Source organism: Novosphingobium sp. (genome assembly GCF_039595395.1).
Classification (GTDB): domain Bacteria; phylum Pseudomonadota; class Alphaproteobacteria; order Sphingomonadales; family Sphingomonadaceae; genus Novosphingobium.
The window spans coordinates 2,224,881-2,247,463 of sequence record NZ_JBCNLP010000001.1 but is presented as its reverse complement, the minus strand read 5'-3'; the positions used below and the strand labels follow the sequence as shown (position 1 = coordinate 2,247,463).

The window sequence follows — 22,583 nt, the reverse complement described above, 5'->3', positions numbered from 1 at the left end:
GAGCCGGCGCCCTCCATGACCCACCGGGCCCGACAGTGGCACCCGGCGCTCGCAATCTAATTTTGTCAAAATCGGCTTCAAGATGGCCTGAGAAAAATTTTTCAAGACCAAGGTTCATCGGCTGCCACTCTCAATCACCGCGTGCGGAATCGCCTGTCATGGCAGCGGCAGAATGGGGTGCGCGGCGCGCCATTCGGTGGGGCGAACGAGCTTGTCATGCGCGATACGCACCGAATGGAGGGGGGCTTCGATCTCGCGCCGCCAGTGGTCGAGAAATCCGAACAGCACCGGAAAGTCGGGCGCGAGATCATAGTCCTGCCAGACGAACAGCTGCAGAAGCGAAGGGGCGTCAAGACGGAAGAAATGGATTTCCGCCGTGGTCAGCCCATAGCCCTTCAGCTGCGCCAGAAAGCCTCTGTCGGTCATTGCAGGGAGCGGTTTGTGTCCTGGCCTTGGTCGAGTTCTCGCATGGCGGCGAGAATATCATCGATCGGGAATGCCCGTTTCGCGCCAGGCGGTTTGCGCAGGGCCGGCTTGTTGCGCACGGCGGACCGATCAGATGCCCAGGAAGCAAGGATGGCACGCTTCACTTCGGGCTCCAGGCTCGGGTGATGCGCGACATCGAAGGGGTGAAGAAAACGTGAGAATGGCTGCGACATGGCCGTCTCTCCTTTCCATGTGTCGCTCTTTCGATGCGTCGGTCGATGCCGACGGCCCGGTATTTTGGTGCGTCATCGAGTCGCGTCAAGATCCGAAATCGGCGAGGGGGGCGTGCCCGAAGACGGTGATCTGGCACTCAGCGAATGTGACTGCCAAAATTTTTTCGGCCCCCTCTTGAACCCGAAAAAGGCTTTTCATAATTTACGCCCACCTGTCGCGCAGATGAACGACAGGCTCATCACATCTTGTTTTGCATCTGGAGGTTTTGCCATGCATTTCCGCCCCTTGCACGACCGTGTGGTCGTTCGCCGCATCGAAGCCGAGGAGAAAACCTCGGGCGGAATCATCATTCCCGATACAGCCAAGGAAAAGCCGCAGGAAGGCGAAGTCGTTGCTGTTGGCCCAGGCACGCGCGACGAGGCCGGTCGGCTCGTCGAGCTGTCGGTCAAGGCCGGGGACCGCGTCCTCTTCGGCAAGTGGTCGGGGACCGAGGTCAAGATCGGTGGCGAGGATCTGCTCATCATGAAGGAGAGCGACATCCTCGGCGTCGTCGAGACCCAGGCTGAGCTGAAACAGGCCGCCTGAGAGCGCTTGTCATCCTCTAACATTCAGGAAGGAAAAATAGGAAAGGAGTTTGGCAATGGCTGCCAAGGAAGTGAAGTTTGCGTCAGACGCGCGTGATCGCATGCTGCGCGGCGTGGATACGCTGGCCAACGCAGTGAAGGTGACGCTAGGCCCCAAGGGGCGCAATGTCGTTATCGAAAAGTCGTTCGGCGCGCCGCGCATCACCAAGGATGGCGTGAGCGTCGCCAAGGAAATCGAACTGAAGGACAAGTTCGAGAACATGGGGGCGCAGATGCTGCGCGAGGTTGCCAACAAACAGAACGACAAAGCCGGGGACGGCACGACCACCGCGACGGTTCTGGCTCAGGCCATTGTGCGTGAGGGCTCTAAGGCGGTTGCCGCAGGCATGAACCCGATGGACGTCAAGCGCGGTATCGACCTTGCCGTGACGACCGTCGTCAAGGATCTTGAGGCACATTCCAAGCAGGTCAGCGCCAACAGCGAGATCGCGCAGGTCGCGACAATCTCCGCCAATGGCGACGAGGAAGTCGGTCGCATTCTTGCCGAGGCGATGGAAAAGGTCGGTAACGAGGGCGTCATCACCGTCGAGGAGGCCAAGAGCCTGGCAACCGAACTCGAGACGGTTGAGGGCATGCAGTTCGACCGTGGCTATCTCTCGCCCTACTTCGTGACCGACACCGAGAAGCTGAAGGTCGAGCTCGACGATCCCTATATCCTCATTCACGAGAAAAAGCTCTCGAACCTGCAGCCGATGGTGCCGCTGCTGGAGAAGGTGGTGCAGTCGGGACGGCCCCTGCTCATCATCGCCGAGGACGTCGAGGGCGAGGCGCTCGCGACGCTTGTGGTCAACAGGCTGCGGGGCGGCCTCAAGGTTGCGGCGGTCAAGGCTCCCGGATTTGGTGACCGCCGCAAGGCCATGCTCGAAGACATCGCCATTCTGACCGGCGGCAATGTCGTCAGTGAGGAGCTTGGCACCAAACTGGAGAGCATCACCATTGATATGCTTGGCCGTGCCAAGCGGATCATCATCGACAAGGACAATACGACCGTCGTCGATGGCGCCGGAGTCGGCTCCGACATCGAGGCCCGCGTCGCCCAGATCCGGGCGCAGATTGAAGCCACGACCAGCGACTACGACCGCGAGAAGCTCCAGGAACGCGTCGCCAAGCTTGCGGGCGGCGTCGCGGTGATCCGCGTCGGCGGAGCCACCGAAGTCGAGGTTAAGGAGCGCAAGGACCGCGTGGACGACGCGCTTCATGCGACTCGTGCCGCTGTCGAGGAAGGGATCCTGCCGGGTGGTGGTATCGCTCTACTGCGCTCCATCAAGGCTCTGGACGGCCTCAAGGTGGCCAATGACGATCAGCAGTCGGGCATCGACATCGTGCGACGCGCCTTGCGGGCGCCGGTCCGCCAGATCGTCGACAATGCCGGCGAAGACGGCGCCTTCATCGTGGGCAAATTGCTCGAAAGCGACGACTACAATTGGGGCTTCAATGCCGCGAGCGGGGACTATGAGGATCTCGTGAAATCGGGCGTCATCGATCCGGCGAAGGTCGTGCGCACCGCTCTCCAGGATGCGGCATCGGTTGCTTCGCTCCTGATTACAACCGAGGCCCTTGTTGCCGAATTACCCAAGGAGGAGAAAGCCACGCCCATGCCGGCGATGGATTTCTAATAGGACAGGCGGGCCCTTGCCTGGGCAGGGGCCCGCCCCATCGGGATTGCCAGCTCCACCCCGGATAGGCGCGTTGGCACACTATAAGGTGATGCGGTCAGTCATGCCGATCCGCAGTTTGGGCATAGGCGGCTGACCTCAACGAGAAGTGCATCGATCTCATAGGGCTTTTCAAAGACGGCCTCGAACAGGTCCGGTCGCCCCCGGCCAATTGCGCCCTGCGCGCCGCTCACGAGAATGATCGGGGTGTTGCCCAGGTCTGGCAGAGCCCGCAAAGCCGTGGCGAGCTCAAGCCCGGTCAGACGAGGCATCATGAAATCGGTGATCACAAGATCGGGCCTGAAAGTTGAAACGTGGGCGAGCGCTTCCTGACCATCCGACGCGGTCTGCACCAGATAGCCAACGTCCTCCAACGCCTCTGCAAGCCACGTCGCTAGAAGCCATTCGTCATCGACGACCAGTATCCGACGCGGATTTTTAGCATCTGCAGCCATTTGCACCGCCTGGGTCGGCTGATTGGCGCGGTGGAAAGGGCTGCAAATTCATTCGATTTCCACCTTGCTCGACAGCGATTCGTCGGGCCCAATGAGGGGATTTCCGGCGAAAGCGGATCTTGGCTATCGGGTATAATACTTAACTGTGCTCAAAGATCCTATCCCTTTGGGTTACGGCGGGTGGTATAACGAAATTCCTTTCGTCACACAGATGGCTCAGTTGGTCGAGCGCGTGGCGCCATAGTGGCGATTTGTCATGCGGCTCGAAGGGCTCTCTGTTGCGTTCGCCTCCTGCGGATGCAACACCTCGCGCATGAACACGATGACCTTTATCGTTTTCTGCGCGTCAGTCATGTGCAGGCGCAGGGGATTGTCGGCACGGTTTCGGATCTGCTGGTGGTGCTGGATAGCAAGCAGCCTCAGCGTCCAGGCCGCGAGCCGCGCATTCTTCGAAACCTTCGGGGTTGATAGCGATGACACCATCGGCCAGCCTTTTTATGCACTGGGCAATGGACAATGGGACATCCCTGAACTTCGGCGCTTGCTGGAGGATGTGATCCCGAGAAGCGCGGCACTCATCAAATATCAGGTCGAACATAACTTCCCGCGCCTGGGTCAACGAACAATGCTGCTCACCGCTGATCCAATGTCTGATATGCCCACCTTTATCATAGACAGCGGACCTTCCGGACGCCACGACTAAGGCGCCATTGGTTCATCTGCCTCATGTGAAACGGAGCCCCGCTCACCTCAGAACGGCCGCCAATCGAAGACGAAATTCTAATAGTTGACCAGACAGATAGAGCGGCTAAAACTGGAGTGCCGAGGAAACCAAATTCGGCAGGCATACTTAGGGAAATTGTGGCTTTTCAAACGCAGGGCGCATTGCGTGGAACAGTTGAAAATTCATCCAACAAGTTTCTTTGAAATCAGATACTTTTTGGATTATTTCGAATCCCACCCTGTCCGCCAATGGTCAAAATCAATGGCTTGCTTGCCTTGGTGCAGGATTCGAGGCGCTTTGACGACCAAGAGAATCCCAATCGGCGCCGTGGGCTGGCATGGATGAATGCTTATTTTTTCGCTAATTTACACGCACAGTTGCAAGATTCGTTGATCAGCCTTTCCGGGCAGTTCGCATCGTTATCAGGAGCGCGCGCGAACCTTCCGATGACCAGAATCGAAGAGCAACCGAAAAGCAGCTTTTCTCTGCATAAGTTGTCGCTGTTCGAATAGATGCGGCTCCTTAACCAGTGGCAGCTTGACTAGGTTTGGGCATCGATAGCGGACTGTCCAGGCACCACAACGAAAGCGCCGCTTCCGGTCCTGGAGCCCGTATCTGAATTGGCGGGCTTCCATTTCTCTGGAAGCCCGCTGCCTCGGTCAGGGTTTTGGTGCAGCCGTCACCATCAGCACCGCCAGCGCCAGCGTTTCCGTCCCGGCGCGAATGGCCGGTTCCGGCACCGGCGCGAAGAAGGGCGAGTGGTTCACCGGCAGCGGCTTGCCTTGCGCCTTGTAAGCCTCGATCATCTTGGGATCGGTGCCTCCCACGCCGAAGAACACCGATTTGGTCACGCCTGCCGCGACGAATTCGGAATAATCCTCGCTTCCCGTGCCGCCCGGCTTCGTGGCCGGCTCCAGCTTGACCTTGCCCGCGCCCATCGCCGCGCCCAGCACGTCTGCTGCCTTAGCCGCCAGCGCGTCATCGTTCAGCACCGAGGCTGTGCCATATTTGTGCACCACATCGGGCGCCGCAGCATGCGACATATCCGCCACCGCCTTGGCCGTGGTGGCGACGCCCTCATTCAGCAGCTTGCGCACATCCGGATCAAAAGAACGCAGCGAGAGCTGCAGATCGGCATGGTCGGGAATGATGTTGGCCACCGTGCCCGCCTGGAAGGCGCCCACCGTCACCACGCCGAATTTCTGCGGGTCTTTCTGGCGGCTGATGACGGTCTGGATATCCTCCACGAAGCGCGCGCCCATCACCACAGGATCAACGCTCTTGTCGGGCATCGAGCCATGCGCGCCCACCCCATGGAAGGTCACCGCCAGCGTGTCCGAGGCCGAGGTCACCACGCCCTGCTTTACCGAAACCTCGCCCAGCGGCGTCGGCCCGACGTGGGCGGCAAAGGCGTAATCGGGCTTGGGGAATTTGGTGAAAAGCCCGTCATCCAGCATGGCCCTGGCGCCGGAAATGATCTCCTCGGCAGGCTGGCCGATAAACATCAGCGTGCCGTGCCACTGGTCCTTCATCGCCAGCAGCGCCTGAGCCGTGCCGACCCACCAGGCCATATGGCTGTCATGCCCGCAGGCGTGATCGGTGTAGGTCAGCTTGCCGTCCACCGTCTGCTGGGCCTTGCTGGCATAGGGCAGGCCGGTCTTTTCCTCCATCGGCAGCGCATCGAGTTCGGTGCGCACCATCACCACCGGGCCGGGGCCGTTTTTGTAGATCGCCACCACACCGGTCTTGCCGACATGCTCGGTGACGGAGAAGCCCAGTTTGCGCATTTTCGCGGCCAGCAGGGCAGCGGTGCGCTCCTCCTGAAAGCCGACTTCGGGGTGGCTGTGGAGGTCCTTGTAAAGCGCATCCAGTTCGGGATAATTCTTGTCGAGACTGGCATCGATGCGGGCTTTGGCGGCAACGGCATCGAAGGTCTGGGCACAGGCAGGCGAAGCCACCAGAGCGGCGGCAAGCAGAAGCATGGTCTTACGCATGAATGTTGTCCTCAAATGCCGACATGAAGATTGATGCCCACCGTGCGGGGCTGGATCGAATAGGTGAGGCCGGTGTAGCCATAGCCATTGCTGACGCCGACATTGCCGACCTTGTCGCCGACATTCTGGCAGAAGATGTAGACGCCCCAGCGGTCCTTCTCGACACCGGCGCGCAGGTTCATCGTCGCGTAATTGCCATAGGCGGTGTAATAGGGATCGGTGGTCCGGAAGGTCGACTGCATCGCGCCGGTGTAGGCGAAATCGGCCCGGATCATGCCGTTCAGCGCCGAACTGATCGCCCAGTCATAGGAAGCCGAGGACGATGCCGTCCAGGCTGGCGTATTGGGGATCAAATCGCCCGCCTTGCCTGTCGAGGCCGTCACCAGCACCGCCGCGTTGGACTGGTCCTGCGTGAGGCGTGCATCGGAATAGCCCGCCGCGCCCGTCAGCGTGATGCCGCGCATCGGCTTGGCGGTGATGTCCACCTCGCCGCCGCGAATGCGCGCCTTGCCCGCATTGGTGAGGAAGGAATAGAGCCCGTCGGCGGTGCGCGCCGCGGTCTGCATATTGCTCCATTCCACATCGAAGACCGCGCCATTGACGATCAGGCGATTGTCCAGCCAGCTGGATTTCAGCCCGATCTCATAGTTCCACAGGCTGTCGGCCTTATAGGCCAGCAGATTGGCGGGCAGCACCGGAATGTTGTTCGCCCCGCCCGGACGGAACCCCTTGGATGCCGTGGCATAGGCCATGATGCGCGGGGTGAACCTATAGCTGATGTTGGCCTTTTCCAGCCAGCCATTGGCCGAGGCCTGCACGGCGGTGTAGGGCGCGGCGATGCTGCCGGTGTAGACGCTGCCCAGATAGGACTGACCGCTGGTGGTCTTCTGATAGTCGTAATAGCGCGCGCCGCCGGTAACCGTCAGGCCGGGCAGCGGCTTGAGCGATACCTCGCCGAAACCGGCGACCTGCCGCTCATCGGTCTCGACATAGCGATAGGAGAAATAGCGCAGCGGCTGATAGACCGCACCTGTCGCAGGATCGGCGCTGACGGTCTGGCTGTCGATATGGTCGTGGCGCTTTTCGTAATAGGCCCCCACGGTCCATTGCAGCCATGCGGGCATATGGTCGTCCGAAGCGAGGCGGACCTCGTAATTCTGAGAGCGCACATAGGCGGGCTGATAACCAATGGCCGGAAGCTGGGCGAGGCCATTGGCGCGATAGGCGCTGAACTGCGCGGCGCTGCAGGCGGCCGACTGGCCATAATAGCTCGGGCAGGCAGCGGTGGAATTGGCATAGGCCTGCGTGCTGGGCGTGAAGTCATAGGCGCGCAGGAACTGATATTTGTAGTAGCTGGCCGTCGCCGTCAGCGTCGCAAAGCCCAGAGCGCGATCGCCCTTCAGGTTGTAGAGCTGCATCTTGCTGTCGAAGGGCAACTGCGTGGGCGAATTGGTCTGATAGAGGCCGACCGAAGGATACCAGCCCTGCTGATCCTTGGCGGTGGACTTCTGATAGGAGACGGTGCCGGTGATCGTCGTCTTGTCGTCCGGCGTATAGCCGATCAGCCCGCGCACGCCCCAATTGCTGCTGTCATTGATGTTCTTGGTGCCGAACAGCACATTGTCGATCCAGCCGGGGCGCTTTTCGTAATAGCCCACCACGCGCACCGCCAGCTTGTCGCTGATGATCGGCGCATTGACCATGCCCTTGACGAAGTATCCCATCGAACCATGGGCCGTGGTGGAGACCTGCTCCTCGGTGGCGGCCTCATACTTCTTGGCATTGGGCTTGTTGAAGATGATGCGCAGCGTGCCCGCCATCGAGCTGGAGCCATACAGCGTGCCCTGCGGCCCGCGCAGCACCTCCACCCGCTCGACATCGAAAAGGTTTATGTCCGCCGCGACACCGCCGGAATCTTGCGTGGTGCCCGAAGGACCGGTGACCGGCGTTTCATCGTAATAGAGACCCACGGTGGCCTCACCCGCCGCATTCACGCCGCGAATGCTGATGCGGCTGGACCCGCCCTGCGCCGAGGTGACGTTGAGGTTGGGCACCTGACGGAAATAGTCCGCCAACTGGGTCGCCCCGGTCTTGGCCAGCGTATCGCCCGAAAGCGCCGCAATGCTGAGCGGCGTGGTCTGCACGGTGGAGGCGCGATGCAGCGCCGTCACCACGATATCGCCGGGAACCGCGGGCTGCGCATCGCCAGCAGGCGGTGTGGTGTCCTGAGCGCTGGCCGAAGCGCTCAGCAGCATGGCGCCGCTCAGCAGGCCCGCGCCCGTCATGCCGCCGCGCAGAAGGCGCGCAAGGCGAGAAGCTGTTCTTGTCACGATGGGGTCCCCTATGTCTTTTGTCACCTGACCTGCCGGTCATCCCTCCCGTGGCGGCATCCTTCCCCGGCCGCCCGGACCCATGACGCAGGCCCGCAAAAGCCCCTCACCGCGCATGACAAATTTTTTGCAGATTTTTTTCGGAGAGCGCCCGAAAGGTCAGAAATTATGGCGCAGCGAAAGCCCGATGCTGCGCGGACGGGCGCGCTGCAGCGAGTCCGTGCTCAACCCGCGCCCGGTCCAGATGATTGCCCGGCTGTCCGCCAGATTCTGCACAAAGAGGTCGATCTGCGAAGGCCCCCGGCGCAGTCCCAGATCCATATCCAGCGTGGCATTATCGCCCATCGCCTGACGCGGCCCATCCGCGCTGCCGCGAAAACTGTCGTAGGAACGCCCGGCGTAACGGGCATTGAGCGAGGCCAGCAGCACCAGATTGCGCGCCACGGCATGGTCGTAGGCCAGCTCGAAACTGGCTGCCAGCGGCGCCACATTGGGCAGCCGGTCACCCCGCTTGCCCGGCGTGGCGGCAATGGCGTTGACCTGATCGCTGGCCAGCCGCGCGTCGGTCAGCGTCGCATCCAGCCGCGCCAGAAAATGCCGCCCCGGCTGCCAGTTGAGCGAGATTTCCCCGCCATCGATCCGCGCGCTGCCGATGTTGGTGATGAAGGAATAGGCGCCATCCGTGGTGGAGGCCGCATATTGCATCCGCGACCAGAGCTGGTGATAGGCGGCGACATCGATCCGCAGCCGGTCGCCATGCAGACGCAGGCGCCCACCCCCTTCCCAACTGGTCAGCCGGTCGTCGCGATAGGCTGCCACGGCGGGATCGAGCCCCGGCACCACATTGATCCCGCCGGGTCTGAAACCGCTCGAAAGCTGACCGAAGATCAGCAGGCGCGGATTGGGGCGCAACTCGATCCGCGCGCGGCCCACCGTCCCATCGGCGCGATAGGTCTCCTGAAAGGAGGTGGCGGCAAACGGCCCGGTGATGGGATTGGGGATCGTCACCAGCCCGGCCGCCTGCCGGCGGTAATCGAAATAACGCCCGCCCGCCGACAGCGCGAGCCACGGCCGCACATGCCAGCTTCCATCGCCGAAGAGCGCGAATTCATCGAGGCTGGTGTCGAAGCTGCGCGTGGCGGTGGGCCCGGTGCCGGGCGTCACCAGCCCGCTTTCGGGATCGACCGGCCATGCGGTGCTGCTCCCCGCATCATGGCGATGGCTGAGGAAAGCGCCGACCAGCCATGTCAGCCGCCCGCTGCCAGACAGGCGGGCCTCCGCGCTGTTCACCCGCACGGTAAAGGGCTGCTCCAGCACGGCTGGCGTCTGGCTGTCCACATAGGCGGCGAAAGCGCCCATATCCTGCGTGCCGCAGGCGGCCTGACGCAGCCAGGCGGCGCAAGCCACGCCGTCGGCGCGATGGCTGTTTTCCGAAGCGGAGAAATCCAGCCGACGATCGGGCGCCCAGTCGAAATGGGCCAGCGAGAGATTGACCTGCAACCCACCGATCGTGCCGTTCATCTCCGCGCTGCCCAGCCAGAGCCGGTCGGTGAAGGGAATGCGGGCCTGTGCCATGGTCTGGTCCAGCCCGGCGCCCACGGTCGCATTGGCGGCGTCAGCGATGTGGCCTGCCTGATAGGCCCCCGTCAGATCGAGCCGCCATTGCGGCGCGGCCTGCCAGCGCAGCGCCAACCGTCCGCCGCTGCGCGTTTGGCGATCGATGTTCGAGCGTCCAAGGCCGGGATTGTCGATCACCCCTCCCCGCGTTTCGCGATAGGCGACGGCGCGCAAAGACAGTTGGTCGGTCAGCAAGGGCAGATTGGCCACTGCCGTCAGCGATCCTCCGGGGCCGCCGCCCTGTGTCACCGCTGTGGAGGCCGCCACCACCGCCTCGCGTCTGGCCAGATCAGGCACCTTGAACAGGATACGCACCGTGCCCGCCAGCGAATTGGTGCCGAAGAGCGTGCCCTGCGGCCCGCGCAGCACCTCGACCCGGTCGATATCCACCAGCATCAGATCGGGGGTCATCAGGCCGGGATCGGTGGTCGAACCACCGGGCCCCGCGACAGGCACAGTGCCGTAATAGAGGCCTACCGTCGGCTCCCCAGCGGCATAGACCCCGCGCAGCGACAGGCGGTTCATTCCCGCTCCCATCGCGGTCAGCGTCAGGCTGGGGGCCAGGCTGGCCAATGCCTGCATGCCGGTGGCGCGGCTGCGCTCCAGCTCATCGCCGGTCACCGCGATCATGCTGACCGGCGTGTCGGCCAGACGTGTCGGGCGGCGCATCGCCGTGACCATGATGTCGCCCGGCGCGATGGCGAGCGGCAGGGGCGGAACGTGCGGGCGAGGCTGGCGCACCGGCGCCGCCTCGATCAGCATGGCATGGGCGTTGATGATCCGCACCCTCAGCCCCGTGCCTGCCAGCAGATGGCGCAGCATGGTCGCCGTATCACCTTTCAGCCGCTGCTGCCCGGTGTGGCGCCCGGCCACCAGCGCGGGAGCGAACAGGATCGTGGTCTGCGTTTCCCGGCCGACCCGCCGCAGCGCATCAGCCAGCGCACCGCCCTCGATCCTCACCACGCCGGAAGCGAGGCTCTCACAGCGGGCCTGTCCTCCGGGCATGCCGATCCAGGCCACCGCAACCATGCAGCGAAAAAATCGGGACCGGGTGGTCAAAAAACGCATAGGCGAGCTGTCTGCCAAAAGCGAAAAGACCTGACCACAAGGTAAACAACGGGGGCCACGGGACGCAGGGTGGCGACAGGGAAAGCAATCTCCACCGGGTTTGAGCGCCAGATCTCGGCGTTGCGCTCGTTTTTCGGGCGCCGCTTGCGCAATCCGGTCGATGTCGACGATGCCGTGCAGGATGTCTGGCTGCGCAGCCATCGCCATATGGCGGGCGGGCATATCGAGAACATCCCTTCCTATCTGTTCCAGACCGCGCAAAGCGTGCTGGCCGACCGCGCCCGCCGCGCCGCCGTGCGCCATGAACACCGTCATGAGGCGCTTGAGGAATTTCATCATCCCGTTGAGTGGATCACGCCCGAACGCGTCCTGATGGGGGAAGAGGCGGTGGAGAGGATCATCGCGCTGCTGGACGACATGCCCGAACGCACGCGCGACATATTCGTTCTCCACCGTTTCGAGAACATCGGCTATGGCGAGATTGCAATGAGGATGAACATCTCGGTGAGTGCGGTCGAAAAGCATATCATGAAGGCGCTCAAGCTGCTGATGGATGAAAGGGCGTGAACCCTGCGGATCCGCAAGGCGACGGCGCGCGCGATCGCGCCATCGCGCGCTTTGCCTCGGCGCCCGAGCATGCCGATGCCGTTTCGACCACGCCCGAGGATGCGGCGGCGCTGAAGCAGGTGAGCGAGGTCTGGCGCGATCTGGACGGCGTGGCCGAGCATCCGGCGATCAAGGCGATGCGGGCACAGGCGCTGGCCCGTCTGGAGGCCGGCAGCCCTGACGAAACCCTGCGCGTCCCCCGCTGGCGTGTGCCAGTGATGGGGGCTCTGGCCGCATCGCTGGTGGCGGTGGTGGCGCTGGGGATGATCTGGCACCCGGCCCGGCCGGTGGTCTCTTCCGACGATGGGCAGATCATCGCCAATGGCCAGCATTTACCGCGCGACGTCGATCTGGCCGATGGCACGCGCATCACGCTCGACAGCCATACGCAGCTCCATGTCAGCCGCGACGGGCGATTGGCGCGGCTCGATTATGGCCGGGCCTTTTTCAATGTCCATCATGACGAGGCTCACCCTTTCGCGGTGAAGGTCGGCGATATGGTGGTCAGCGATATCGGCACCCATTTTGAAATCCGGCAGGCGGGCGATGTGACCGCAGTCACGCTGGTCGAGGGCAAGGTGCGCGTGACGCGCGGCAACGCCTCCACCGATATGAACCCCGGCAGCCGCCTGACGCTGAGCGGCGGGCAGCAGACCATCTCCACCCTCGACGCCGGACGGCAGACCCTGTGGCAATCGGGGATGGTCAGCGCCGATGATGTGCCGGTGGCGGAGATCGTCGCGCAGTACAATCGCTATCTGGCCCGGCCGATCGTGCTCAAGGACCCTGCCCTGGGTGCCCTGCGGATCAGCGGAGAGTTCCGGCTTGATGACCCGCAAGGTTTTCTCGACACGGTGGCAGCCCTTCATGAGCGCAGCCCGACACAATGAGCGAGACCGCCGGAGCTTTTCCATCGGCGGGCATTCCCACCTAAGACTTTGCCGGTTCTTCCAAACCTGACCAACAGCCCGGGCAGTCCGAGGTGACAAAGCGGTTGCGCTCCCCTAGAGGAGTGGCTGTTGACGATCCTGGGACGCTGATGACACCTGTCGATGACAAACACGCCACGCAGCCCATCATCGCGTCGGCGCTGGAGCTGATCGCCGTTCATGGCCTGACCGAACTGACCCTGCGTCCGCTGGCCGAGGCCGTGGGCATGAGCCTCAATGCGCTGACCCAGGCCATGGGCTCGAAGGAGCAACTGGTGGCGCAGGTCATCGCCAGTGCCATAGAGCAGGACAGAAACTTCCGCGAAAGCTGGCTGGAACGCCTTCGCACTCTGGCGCCGGTCGGTGCGGGCCTGCGCGCGGTGCTGGCCGAGACCATTCTCGATCATTGGGTGACGACGCATCGTCCCCTCGCCTGCCTGCTGATCGATCTGGTGCAGGAGGCCGGACGGCAGGAGGGCTGCCCCGAGGCTCTGAGCACATGGCTGGATGAGGTGGGCCTGTTCTGGGCGCAGGTGCTGTTCGACGATCCGCGTCTGGCCGATGCGGCGCTGGGCTATATGCTGGATGAGGCGGGCTTTTCGCTCTTCGCCCATGCCGATCCGGCCTATCGCATGCTGCGCGCCCTGTGCCTGCATCGCTTCACTGGCGGCATCTATCCCCAACCGGACGAGGACATCGGCAGCGGTCGCCATCTGGAGCAATGGATCGCCGCGCTGGCACCCGAACAGACCTATCCCGACACGCCCGACCGCAGCAAGCGCGGCCTTATTGCGGCGCAGGCCGGGCGCCTGATCGTCACCCAGGGGCTGGAGGCGCTGACCCATCGCTCGGCGGCGGCGGCGGCGGGGGTGCCCGCCTCCACGGTGGTCTATCATTTCGGCACGCGTGACGCGCTGATGGTCGCGGCGCTTCACGCGGTTGTCACGAACTTCCGCCATGGGCTGGCGGATAACTTCGGGCAGCCGCATCCCTTCCATGCCAATTATGCTCACTCGCACGATCTGGTCAGGGCGACCTCGATCATTGCCATTGCCGCCGCCCGGCATCCTGGGCTGGCGCATCATGCGCTCGACATGCGGCGGCGGCGCGGGGAGAACATCGTCACCACCGTGCTGTGGGATATGGGCCTGCCGCAAGGCCGCGTGGCGGATCGCACCACATCGCAGGTCGTTTCGGTTGCGCTCTTCGGCATGCGGATGGTGGCCATGGCGCGCGGGCTTGATGAGCATCAGGTGCTCTCGGCCGCCTTTGTCCGGCTGGCGGAGGTCTGCCGCTAAACCTTTGCCCCTCCCTGACAGGATGGGGCGATGAGGCAGGATGACGCCCCGCCCGGTCGCGCGGAACTGCTGGCGCTGTCGCTGCCCAGCTTCGTGTTTTCCGGCTATGAGCTGGCGCGCAAAAGCTATCTGCCCGTGCTGCTCTCCGGAGCTGCCGGGCTCGATCTGGCGCAGACCGGCCTGATCCTGACCATCGTCCACGGCTGGAGCATTCTGGTCGAGGTGCTCTTCGGCATGATCTGCGATATGGCGCCCGATCCGCGCTGGCGCCGCAGCTTCTGGGTGGCGACAGGCACGGTGCTGCAACTGCTGGGCGGGGCGGTGGTGTGGCTGGCGCCGGTGCATGACCGGTCGGTGACCCTGTGGCTGCTCGGGCTGCTGCCTTTGGCCAGCGGCTGGGTGCTGTCCAATCTGGCGCATGGCGCCTGGGCGCTGGAGCAGGCCAGCGGCGTGCCGGCACGCGGGCGGATCTTTGGCGGCAGGGCTCAGGCCGGGATGGCCGGGTCGATCCTGTTTGCCATGGTCCTGCTGTGGAGCAAACATGCCGCCAGGGGATTGGACGACTTCTATGTCATCCTGCTGCTGACACTGATCGGCGCGCCGCTGGTGCACGGCTTGCTGATCTGGCGCGTGAGAGAGCGCGGCGGTGGCGGGATTTCGCCCCGGCTCGATTGGGCGGGCGTGGTGAAGCCCTTTCAGCTCTGCATCGCCTCCCCGGCGGATCGATGGTTGGCGAGCCTGTTTCTGCTGGTCGGCGTGCATATGGCCGTGATCGGCAGCAGTTTTCTGTTTATCGCCCGGCACCGTCTGGCCCTGCCCGAGTGGGGCACGCCCGGCATTCTGACGCAGTCGCTGGCCGCGATGGTGGGCACCGGCATCGCGCCGGGGCTACTGAGGCGGATGCCGCCGCTGCGCATGCTGGGTGTGGTCTTTGCGCTCAATCTGATGCTGGCTCTGGCGCTGCCCTTGCTGCCGGTGGGGCAGGTCGCTCCCTTGCTGGTGTGGTCGGCCGGGACAGGCGCGACCATGGCGGTGGATTTCATGCTGCTGCGCGTGGTGCTGGGGCAGAGGCTGGACCGCGATCGCCTGCGCCATGGCGATGCGCCCGCCGCCGCCTTTTACGCGGGCTTTCACCTGCCGCTCAACATCGGGGTGATGCTGGGCACGACGCTGCTGTTTCAGGGCATGGCATGGACGGGCCTGAGCGATCACGGCCTCGCCCTGACGGAACTGACCTGCGGTCTGGCCGCGCTCTGTCTGGTTCCGGCGCTGGGCTGCGTGCTGATGCTGCGTCGGGCGCTGTTGACGGAGGAGCAGCCTCGCCGGATCAGGCGCGTACTGAACAGTCGTATTTTTATAATGATAAAAAGCTTCATATGAACTGAACATTCGTCTCTGAATTGTCATCTCCGCCGCATAATCGGGCCCCGACGCAACTTGGGGTATCCGAATCATGACCAGTCTTCGCCGTCGCGGTGTTTTCACGCCTGCCTTGCTGCTTGCCGCCACGGCCCTGAGCGCTGTGCCGATGATCGCCCATGCCGCAGATGCTGCCCCCGCCGCTCCGCAGGCTGATGGCCAGCCCGCGCTCGACCAGATCGTGGTCACCGCCGAGCGCCGTCAGGAAAAGATGCAGAATGTGCCGATCTCCATCCTCTCGCTGAGCGGAGAGGCGCTGCAGAACAGCGGCTATCAGTCGCTGACCGACCTGCAATACACCACGCCGGGCCTCACCTATGACCCGACGCAGGGCGCCGCCTTCCAGATCCGCGGCGTGGGCTCGACCTCCTTCGACTTTTCCAACGCCAAGTCGGTGAACGTGGTGGTCGATGATGTGGTGATGGACGCCCAGCGCGATCTGGGCATCACCGGCCTCACCGATATCGAGCGCGTCGATGTGCTGATGGGCCCGCAGGGCACGCTGTTCGGCAAGAACTCCACCTCGGGCGTGATCTCCATCACCACGGTGAAGCCCAAGCTGAACGAGTTCTCCGGCAAGGTCTACGCCAGCTATGGCGAGCGCAACGACCGAACCATCAATGGCACCGTCAACATCCCGCTGGGCCATACCGCCGCGCTGCGCCTGAGCGCCTTCGATGTCGGGCAGGACGGCAAGGGGCGTTATGTGACGCTCAACCGCAATCTGGGCCGCGTCGATGAATTCGGCCTGCGCGGACGCCTGCTGTGGCAGCCGATCGACAATCTCGAAGTGATCCTCGCCGGCGAATACACTCACCATTATGACACATCGGTCCGCACCGCCGTGGGCGGCCCCGCCGGCACCAGCTTTGCGCCGACCGCCGCCGTCACCGCCGCGCAGATCGCCCATGGCGTGACGCCGGGGCCGCAGAATGTCGATACGGCGGATGGCTATCTCGGCTCGATCAACACCACCAACAAGGGCGGATCGCTGCATGTCGCCTATAAGCTTGGCGATCACACGCTGACCTCGATCACCGCCTATCGCGAGACCAAGTATGGCAACGATACGCCCGCCGATCTGCTGCCCAACGATGTCTATTCCTATCTGGCCTACAACTCGGGCCGCCTGAAAACCGACAAGTTCAGCGAGGAAGTGCACCTTGCCTCGCCCACCGGCGGCTTTGTGGAATATCTGGTCGGCGCCTTCTACAATCGCCTGCATGCCGACCAGACGCAAGCCCAGTGGGGGCCGCTGGGCACCAGCCCGCTGATCGTCAATGGTTCGGTGGTCTCGCCGCTCTACGCTAACACCGGCGCCAACGATCCGATCACCGGGCAGTTGCTGGGCAATACGGTGGAGTTCAACGCTCACAATGAGACGCTGGCGGGTTTCGGCCAGCTCAAGTTCAACCCCACGCCGCGCTTCAGCCTGACGCTGGGTGGGCGCTACAACTATGACCGCAACGATCAGCGGATCAGCTATTTCAACATCGATCCGGTCTCGATCTTCGGCCAGTCGGTAAACTTCATCGCCACCGGCACGGCTCCTACCGCCGATTTCCGCTATGGCGTGAGGAGCAGCCGCCGCTTCACTTATCGCATCGCGCCGACCTATCAGTTGAGCAAGGATGTGATGCTCTATGCGACCTATTCCACCGGCTACAAGCCGGGCGGCATCGCCTTCGTGGGCAACAAATACGATCCCTATAACCCTGAATCGGTGAAGAGCTGGGAAGTGGGCGAAAAGGGCGAGTTCTTCAACCACCGCCTGCGTGTGAACGTCGACCTCTTCTCCTCCTCCTACACCAATTTCCAGGCGACCATCCTGACCCCGGTCTCGACGGGCGTGGGCGCCTCGATCCTCGCCTCGGCCATCGGCAATGCGCCGGGGCTGCGCAGCCGGGGTGTCGAAGCCCAGATCGCGGTGAAGCCGACGCGCAACCTCTCGCTCTCGGGCGCGGTGACCTACACCGATGCCAAATTCACCAATTATGTGGCCAGCAGCACCGCCAATTACACCGGCACCCGCCTGACCAACGCCCCGCAATGGATGGCCACGGTGGGCGCCGACTACAACGCGCCGCTGACAGGCAAGATCAATCTGAAGGCCCATCTGGAATACAATTACCGCTCGGACATCCAGACGGTGACCGGCGCCATGCTGGGCGATATCACCGCGCCCGCCGTGAAGCATGCCGATGGCACCTCCACCCCCAATGCCAGCTATTCCTATGTGCCCGGCTATGGGCTGGTGAATGGCCGCATCACGCTGGCCAAGGCCGATGATGGCATTGAGGTCGGCGTCTATGCCCGCAATCTGCTCAACCAGTATTTCTCGACCGGCTGGCAGATCTATGGCGCGCTCGGGCTGCTGCATTACACCTCGCCCGATGCCTATCGCACCGTTGGCGTCTTTGCGCAGATGAAGTTCTAAGGCGCCTTCGGGAGAGGATCATTCCATGAGGAGCAAAGCTTTTTGCGCCGGCGCCGCCATGGTTCTGGGCATGGTGGCCATCGCTGCCCATGCCCGGAATAACGACGATCTGAAGATCAACCAGATCCAGATCGTCGGCACCCATAACTCCTATTCGCAAGGCGTCGATCCGCAGATCATGGCGATGGCCGATGCCATCATCGGCCCGCGCCTGTCGCAGATGGCGGCCCAAATGCCGCCCGAGGCCCGCGCCCAATACAAGGAATATCACCCCAACGAGGTCAGCATGCCCGAGGCGCTGAACTATCGTTACGGGACGCTGACCGATCAATTGGACGCCGGGATGCGCAGCCTTGAACTCGACCTCAACCGCGATCCGGAGGGTGGGCGCTTTCTGCATCCTGCCGCCTATGAGGCAGCCAAGGCCAAGGGCATCCCGGAAAGCCGGTTGCTGCCCCACGACAAGACCGGGCTCGACAGACCCGGGTTCAAGGTGATGCATATCGTCGATTTCGATGTGCGTTCCAGTTGCAATCTCTTCACCGATTGTCTGGCGGAGCTGCGCCGCTGGTCGGACGCCCATCCGGATCACGAGCCAGTCTTCATCCTGCTGGAAGCCAAGAGCGATCCCATCCCGATCTTCCCCGGATCGAAACCACCCCTGCCCTTCACCGCCCAGTCCTTCGATGAATTCGACGCCGATCTCTTCCGCGTGATTGGCCGCGACAGGATCGTCACCCCCGATCAGGTGCGCGGTTCCTATCCCACGCTGGAGGCCGGGGTAAAGGCGGGCAACTGGCCGAAGCTGAAGGATGCGCGCGGCAAGTTCGTCTTCCTGCTGCTGACGGCTTTGGACACCAACGGCCTGTCGGGCTATGTCAGCGGCCATCCCAATCTGGAAGGACGCGCGGCCTTTCTGGAATCGAAGCCGGGGCAAAGCTATGGCGCCTTCCTGCTGATGGACAATGCCACCTTGCGGGCCAAAGAGATCCCCGAACTGGTAAAGCAGGGCTATCTGGTGCGTGCCCGCGCCGATATCGAGACCTGGGAAGCGAAGACCAATGATCTGAGCCGCGCGAAACAGGCCTTTGCCAGCGGCGCGCAGATCGTCTCGACCGATTTCTACAAGAGGGGCAATGCTTATGGCACGGATTATGTGGTGACACTGCCGGGCGGCGGCGTGATGCGCTGCAATCCGGTCAATGCGACGCAGGCCTGCCGATAAGATGACCACACGCCGCACACTCATCAAGGGCGCCACCACTGCGGTGCTGGGGGCAGCAACGGTAAGCACGAAGGTGCTTGCCGCCCCCATCACGCAGCCCTCGCTCGAACCGCTGATGGAGCGGCAACTGGCGCGCGCCCTTGGCGATGAAGGCGTGGCCCGCAAGCTGGCGCCCTTGCTCTTCGATGTGACCATGCTCTGGTCCTATCCGCAGATGCAGGCGCAGGAGGCGGACTCGCTGATCGCCTACAGCTTCGGCAATCGTCTCGCCCCCGGCGCCGATGCGCAAAGCCTGGAGCCCGCGGCATCCCTGCCCGGCCCGATCAACGCCAGTCTGGCCGAGGCCGTGGCCAAAATCCGCGCGAGCCGGACTATTCCCGTCTATGCGCAATGGGAAATCGCGCAAATCCTGCAGCAGGACTATCACATGGATCGGATCACCCCGCTCTATCCGGAGCGGGGCGGGGATGGGAAGATCACCTATCTGAGCACCGAAGGCGTCGCGAAGGCCGCTCTGCGCCATGCGGGCAGCGCATCCGCCCTTGGCCGCGTGGCGATTGTCGGCCATCGCGACCATGTGAAACGCTGCATCCTGACATCGCAGCAGATCGGTCTGGCCGCTGCGGCAATCAGCGGCGTTCCACTGCCGGTCGAATATGACCCGCAGTCAGGCCAGCCCTGGACGCGCGACAGAACGACCTATCTGCTCGGCGACATCATGGCGCAATTGATGATCGAGAGATCAAAGCTGCTGGGATAAGCATCAGCCCGGCGGTTATGGCCAATCCATTCGGCCCATAGCCGGGGCATCAGACTTTCGTGGAGCCCCCTTCCCCTTGCCGCGGCTCGAGCGCATAGGCGCTGCATGAGCGTGACGCCCTCCACCCCGCCGACACGGTGCGACCTGTTTCTGGGCTTTCTCAAGATCGGTCTGATGGGCTTTGGTGGTGTCGCGGCGATCGCCCGGCATGTCATCGTGGTCGAGCGCGAATGGCTGAGCGACGAGGATTACGGCCGGCTGCTCGGCCTCTGTCAGGCCTTGCCGGGGGCGAATACGGTGAATGTCGCGGTCATGCTGGGCGATCGCTATCAGGGGGTGATCGGGGCGCTGGTCAGCGTGGTGGGCATCATGGTCATGCCGCTGACGGTGCTGGTGGCCGCCGCCACGGCCTATGACCATGTGGCCAATCATCCGCTCGCCCGCCTCGTGCTGACCGGCGCCGCCGTGAGCGCAGCCGGACTGATCCTTGGCGCCGCCGCCAAATTGCTGGTGCGCGCAAGGCCTTCACCCGCTGGTTGGGGCTGCGCGGCTGCGGCGATGATCGCGGTGGCCGCGTTTCAGGTGCCTTTGCCATGGACTTTGGCCTGCATCGCTCCCTTGAGTTTGGCCATCGCCGTCTGGAGCTTGCGGCGATCAGAGGGGCGGCGATGAACGGGCGCCTGCTGTTTCAGATCGGCTGGATTTTCGGCTCGCTCTCGCTGATTTCGATCGGGGGCGCCAATGTGCTGATCCCCGAGATCCACCGGCAGGTCGTCGAAACCCATGCATGGCTGGACAGCGAGAGTTTCGCCCGGCTTTTCGCCATCTCGCAGGCCGCGCCCGGCCCCAACATCATGCTGGCGAGCATCATCGGCTGGCACCTGGCCGGTCTGCCCGGCCTGCTGGTGGCGACTGTCGCGATTGTGGGGCCACCTTCGGTCATGGCTCTGCTGGCGGGGCGCGGCATGCGCCGCTGGAGCGAGACGAGAGGCTTGCAGGTGCTGACCATCGGGCTGGTCCCCGTGGCGCTGGGGCTGATGCTGGCCAGCGGCGTGGTGGCGACACGCGCGGCGCATGCCGGATGGGGTGGCTATGTCATCACCGGCGGCGTCGCCCTTGCGGTCTTTGGCACCAAGCGCAACCCGCTCATCTGGATGGGGCTGGGCATCATCGCCTTTGTGCTGTCGCAATCCTTTCAAGCCTGATCTGACGCTGCCTTGATGTTTGGTCAGCAACTGCTCTAGGTCATCTGTCAGCGTGATCGGCCAGAGGGGTGATATATGTTGGGATCGGACGTCATCTGGCCCTTATGGGGCGAAACACCCACAGTCACCTTCGAGAACCCCGACGCCCCGCCCGAAGCGGCGGTGGTTACGGCGGTCGACAACCCGGTTCTTCTCGGCTTTCGCCCGGCCAGGCCCAATGGACGCGCGATGCTGGTACTGGGCGGAGGCGGCTATGTCGCCCTTATGGCGGGGCGTGAGGGTGTTCAGGTCGCGCAATGGCTGACGGCTCTGGGCTATCATGCCTTCGTCCTGCTGCATCGTTTTCCCAATGCCGGGCATGGCATGGCCGCGCCGCTGGATGACGCCATCGAGGCCATGCGCCTCATCCGCGCCAGTGACCCCGCCTTTGACGGTGTGGGCGTGGTCGGCCTGTCCTCGGGCGGCCATCTCGCGGCCTGCCTGTTTGCCACCTATCCCGAGGAATGGACGCAGCAATCCACGACAGCACGGCCTGATGTGGCGGTCATCGGTTATGCGCCGATCTCGACCAATGCCAAGGGGCGCACAATCGTCGCGAACAAGCCGCCGCTGCCGCCGGTCGAAAAGCAGGCGATGTATGACCGGCTGCAGCCTGACGTCCAGCTTCTGCCCTCGCCCCCGCCAGCCTTTCTTGTCTATGCGGGCAATGACCCGGTCGTGCCGGTCGAGAACGCCCATCGGCTGCATGATCGCTGGAGCGCGGCGGGCGGCTCGGCCGAGTTGCATATTTTTGCCGATGCGCCGCATGGCTTCGCGCTCGATACGAAAGGGCTGCCGGTGTCCTTGTGGCCCTCCCTGTGCGAAGCGTGGCTGCGGCAAGTCGGCTTTCTGGACTAGCTGTCCTTACGCCGAGTGCCTGCGTAGCGAGATCGTCACCAGCGTGGCCCCTGCCGACCTGCCGGGGCGGAAGCCATTCTATACCGGTGGCCGCAATGGTTAACGCATTTCGCCTTTATGGAACCTCAGCCCGGCTCAAACCCTTTCCCTTCCAGTACACTGATAGGGAGATATGCCATGTTGTGGACCATTGTCGTCGTGCTGGTCATTTTGTGGGCGCTGGGTGCCTTTGTGGTCCCTGTCGGGGGTGGGTTGATCCACTTGCTGCTGGTGATCGCTCTGGTGGTCATCCTGTTTCAGATTCTGACCGGGCGCCGCGTGCCTTAGTCAGCGGGCGCGGTAATCCTTACGAAACGCTCCACCGGCGTGGTCCAGATCAACCCGTCGCCGACGCGACCGGTATGGGCCACCCGGTGGATGGTGTCGCATAGCAGCGTCACGACATCTTCCGGCGCGACCATCACCACCATCACCTTCGGGGTGTAATCGAGCAGATCGCGCTTGATGCCTGCCGGTTCGGACTGCTCGACCCATGGCGCGCTGCAACCATCGATCTTGATGACGCTCATGCCGGGGAATTGCGGCAACTGGCGCAGAGCGGTGCGCAGGATATCCAGCTTGGCGGGGCGGATGACGGCCTTGATCTCGAACATGCGGAAC

At 63.4% G+C, this 22,583-nt stretch carries 21 protein-coding genes; 14 read left to right on the top strand and 7 right to left on the bottom strand.

From position 1 onward, the window contains the following. Positions 1–156: 156 nt before the first annotated feature. Together ABDW49_RS10350 and ABDW49_RS10345 are read right to left on the bottom strand one after the other, a co-directional pair. Positions 157–426, bottom strand: coding sequence for a protein usg (locus ABDW49_RS10350; RefSeq protein ID WP_343611701.1), 270 nt, complete (start codon positions 424–426; stop codon positions 157–159). Continuing rightward, positions 423–659: a hypothetical protein gene (locus ABDW49_RS10345; RefSeq protein ID WP_343611699.1), complete on the bottom strand. Its 237-nt coding sequence runs from the start codon at positions 657–659 to the stop codon at positions 423–425. The genes ABDW49_RS10350 and ABDW49_RS10345 overlap by 4 nt, the downstream gene beginning before the upstream one ends. 271 nt (positions 660–930) lie before the next feature. Between ABDW49_RS10345 and groES the strand changes: the two genes are divergently transcribed. Next, complete coding sequence (gene groES / locus ABDW49_RS10340) at positions 931–1,245, top strand: co-chaperone GroES (RefSeq protein WP_068081727.1); 315 nt, start codon at positions 931–933, stop codon at positions 1,243–1,245. Between the two features lie 55 nt (positions 1,246–1,300). Beyond that, entirely contained in the window at positions 1,301–2,920 is a 1,620-nt protein-coding gene (gene groL, locus ABDW49_RS10335) for a chaperonin GroEL (protein WP_343611696.1), read from the top strand. 101 nt (positions 2,921–3,021) lie between these two features. Here groL and ABDW49_RS10330 read toward each other — a convergent pair whose 3' ends face one another. Continuing rightward, positions 3,022–3,414: a response regulator gene (locus ABDW49_RS10330; RefSeq protein ID WP_343611695.1), complete on the bottom strand. Its 393-nt coding sequence runs from the start codon at positions 3,412–3,414 to the stop codon at positions 3,022–3,024. A 313-nt stretch (positions 3,415–3,727) separates the two neighbouring features. On the opposite strand from ABDW49_RS10330, the gene ABDW49_RS10325 reads away from it, so the two are divergent. After that, on the top strand, positions 3,728–4,117 hold the full coding sequence (locus ABDW49_RS10325; protein WP_343611694.1) for a hypothetical protein: 390 nt from the start codon (positions 3,728–3,730) through the stop codon (positions 4,115–4,117). A gap of 680 nt (positions 4,118–4,797) precedes the next feature. Here ABDW49_RS10325 and ABDW49_RS10320 read toward each other — a convergent pair. The 3 genes from ABDW49_RS10320 to ABDW49_RS10310 all read right to left on the bottom strand — a co-directional run bounded on the left by ABDW49_RS10320 (position 4,798) and on the right by ABDW49_RS10310 (position 11,084). After that, complete coding sequence (locus ABDW49_RS10320) at positions 4,798–6,132, bottom strand: amidohydrolase (RefSeq protein WP_343611693.1); 1,335 nt, start codon at positions 6,130–6,132, stop codon at positions 4,798–4,800. Between the two features lie 11 nt (positions 6,133–6,143). Beyond that, positions 6,144–8,462, bottom strand: coding sequence for a TonB-dependent receptor (locus tag ABDW49_RS10315; RefSeq protein ID WP_343611691.1), 2,319 nt, complete (start codon positions 8,460–8,462; stop codon positions 6,144–6,146). 159 nt (positions 8,463–8,621) lie between these two features. Next, the gene (locus ABDW49_RS10310; RefSeq protein ID WP_343611690.1) at positions 8,622–11,084 is read right to left on the bottom strand and encodes a TonB-dependent receptor; all 2,463 of its coding nucleotides are present in this window, start codon (positions 11,082–11,084) and stop codon (positions 8,622–8,624) included. A gap of 132 nt (positions 11,085–11,216) precedes the next feature. On the opposite strand from ABDW49_RS10310, the gene ABDW49_RS10305 reads away from it, so the two are divergent. The 11 genes from ABDW49_RS10305 (at position 11,217) to ABDW49_RS10255 (ending at position 22,250) form a co-directional block, all read left to right on the top strand. Next, on the top strand, positions 11,217–11,714 hold the full coding sequence (locus tag ABDW49_RS10305) for a sigma-70 family RNA polymerase sigma factor (protein ID WP_343611689.1): 498 nt from the start codon (positions 11,217–11,219) through the stop codon (positions 11,712–11,714). Beyond that, on the top strand, positions 11,711–12,643 hold the full coding sequence (locus ABDW49_RS10300; protein ID WP_343611688.1) for a FecR domain-containing protein: 933 nt from the start codon (positions 11,711–11,713) through the stop codon (positions 12,641–12,643). Before ABDW49_RS10305 ends, ABDW49_RS10300 begins: the two co-directional genes overlap by 4 nt. A 149-nt stretch (positions 12,644–12,792) precedes the next feature. Next, on the top strand, positions 12,793–13,980 hold the full coding sequence (locus tag ABDW49_RS10295) for a TetR family transcriptional regulator (RefSeq protein WP_343611686.1): 1,188 nt from the start codon (positions 12,793–12,795) through the stop codon (positions 13,978–13,980). A 30-nt stretch (positions 13,981–14,010) separates the two neighbouring features. Then, entirely contained in the window at positions 14,011–15,360 is a 1,350-nt protein-coding gene (locus ABDW49_RS10290) for an MFS transporter (RefSeq protein ID WP_343611684.1), read from the top strand. Positions 15,361–15,433: 73 nt separating this feature from the next. After that, complete coding sequence (locus ABDW49_RS10285; RefSeq protein WP_343611683.1) at positions 15,434–17,836, top strand: TonB-dependent receptor; 2,403 nt, start codon at positions 15,434–15,436, stop codon at positions 17,834–17,836. A gap of 25 nt (positions 17,837–17,861) precedes the next feature. After that, a complete protein-coding gene (locus tag ABDW49_RS10280; protein ID WP_343611681.1) occupies positions 17,862–19,061 on the top strand; it encodes a Ca2+-dependent phosphoinositide-specific phospholipase C in 1,200 nt (399 codons plus the stop codon). Position 19,062: 1 nt separating this feature from the next. Further along, complete coding sequence (locus tag ABDW49_RS10275) at positions 19,063–19,821, top strand: hypothetical protein (RefSeq protein ID WP_343611680.1); 759 nt, start codon at positions 19,063–19,065, stop codon at positions 19,819–19,821. Between the two features lie 105 nt (positions 19,822–19,926). Next, positions 19,927–20,493, top strand: a complete 567-nt coding sequence (locus ABDW49_RS10270) for a chromate transporter (protein WP_343611678.1) — start codon at positions 19,927–19,929, stop codon at positions 20,491–20,493. Further along, complete coding sequence (locus ABDW49_RS10265) at positions 20,490–21,026, top strand: chromate transporter (RefSeq protein WP_343611676.1); 537 nt, start codon at positions 20,490–20,492, stop codon at positions 21,024–21,026. Before ABDW49_RS10270 ends, ABDW49_RS10265 begins: the two co-directional genes overlap by 4 nt. Before the next feature lie 75 nt (positions 21,027–21,101). Beyond that, positions 21,102–21,923: an alpha/beta hydrolase gene (locus ABDW49_RS10260; protein WP_343611674.1), complete on the top strand. Its 822-nt coding sequence runs from the start codon at positions 21,102–21,104 to the stop codon at positions 21,921–21,923. A 177-nt stretch (positions 21,924–22,100) separates the two neighbouring features. Next, on the top strand, positions 22,101–22,250 hold the full coding sequence (locus ABDW49_RS10255) for a lmo0937 family membrane protein (RefSeq protein WP_343611672.1): 150 nt from the start codon (positions 22,101–22,103) through the stop codon (positions 22,248–22,250). On the opposite strand, the gene ABDW49_RS10250 is transcribed toward ABDW49_RS10255, so the two are convergent. Continuing rightward, on the bottom strand, positions 22,247–22,576 hold the full coding sequence (locus ABDW49_RS10250; protein WP_343611671.1) for a P-II family nitrogen regulator: 330 nt from the start codon (positions 22,574–22,576) through the stop codon (positions 22,247–22,249). The two genes, ABDW49_RS10255 and ABDW49_RS10250, sit on opposite strands and share 4 nt — an antisense overlap. Between the last annotated feature and the right edge of the window lie 7 nt (positions 22,577–22,583).

Bases quoted from the DNA above. Each gene is read 5' to 3' on its own strand.
- ABDW49_RS10310 (WP_343611690.1), bottom strand. From the start codon at position 11,084: ATGCCCGGAGGACAGGCCCGCTGTGAGAGCCTCGCTTCCGGCGTGGTG.
- groL (WP_343611696.1), top strand. From the start codon at position 1,301: ATGGCTGCCAAGGAAGTGAAGTTTGCGTCAGACGCGCGTGATCGCATG.
- ABDW49_RS10285 (WP_343611683.1), top strand. From the start codon at position 15,434: ATGACCAGTCTTCGCCGTCGCGGTGTTTTCACGCCTGCCTTGCTGCTT.
- ABDW49_RS10345 (WP_343611699.1), bottom strand. From the start codon at position 659: ATGTCGCAGCCATTCTCACGTTTTCTTCACCCCTTCGATGTCGCGCAT.
- ABDW49_RS10265 (WP_343611676.1), top strand. From the start codon at position 20,490: ATGAACGGGCGCCTGCTGTTTCAGATCGGCTGGATTTTCGGCTCGCTC.
- ABDW49_RS10255 (WP_343611672.1), top strand. From the start codon at position 22,101: ATGTTGTGGACCATTGTCGTCGTGCTGGTCATTTTGTGGGCGCTGGGT.
- ABDW49_RS10275 (WP_343611680.1), top strand. From the start codon at position 19,063: ATGACCACACGCCGCACACTCATCAAGGGCGCCACCACTGCGGTGCTG.
- ABDW49_RS10295 (WP_343611686.1), top strand. From the start codon at position 12,793: ATGACACCTGTCGATGACAAACACGCCACGCAGCCCATCATCGCGTCG.
- ABDW49_RS10270 (WP_343611678.1), top strand. From the start codon at position 19,927: ATGAGCGTGACGCCCTCCACCCCGCCGACACGGTGCGACCTGTTTCTG.
- ABDW49_RS10320 (WP_343611693.1), bottom strand. From the start codon at position 6,132: ATGCGTAAGACCATGCTTCTGCTTGCCGCCGCTCTGGTGGCTTCGCCT.
- groES (WP_068081727.1), top strand. From the start codon at position 931: ATGCATTTCCGCCCCTTGCACGACCGTGTGGTCGTTCGCCGCATCGAA.
- ABDW49_RS10250 (WP_343611671.1), bottom strand. From the start codon at position 22,576: ATGTTCGAGATCAAGGCCGTCATCCGCCCCGCCAAGCTGGATATCCTG.
- ABDW49_RS10290 (WP_343611684.1), top strand. From the start codon at position 14,011: ATGAGGCAGGATGACGCCCCGCCCGGTCGCGCGGAACTGCTGGCGCTG.
- ABDW49_RS10260 (WP_343611674.1), top strand. From the start codon at position 21,102: ATGTTGGGATCGGACGTCATCTGGCCCTTATGGGGCGAAACACCCACA.
- ABDW49_RS10325 (WP_343611694.1), top strand. From the start codon at position 3,728: ATGAACACGATGACCTTTATCGTTTTCTGCGCGTCAGTCATGTGCAGG.
- ABDW49_RS10330 (WP_343611695.1), bottom strand. From the start codon at position 3,414: ATGGCTGCAGATGCTAAAAATCCGCGTCGGATACTGGTCGTCGATGAC.
- ABDW49_RS10350 (WP_343611701.1), bottom strand. From the start codon at position 426: ATGACCGACAGAGGCTTTCTGGCGCAGCTGAAGGGCTATGGGCTGACC.
- ABDW49_RS10280 (WP_343611681.1), top strand. From the start codon at position 17,862: ATGAGGAGCAAAGCTTTTTGCGCCGGCGCCGCCATGGTTCTGGGCATG.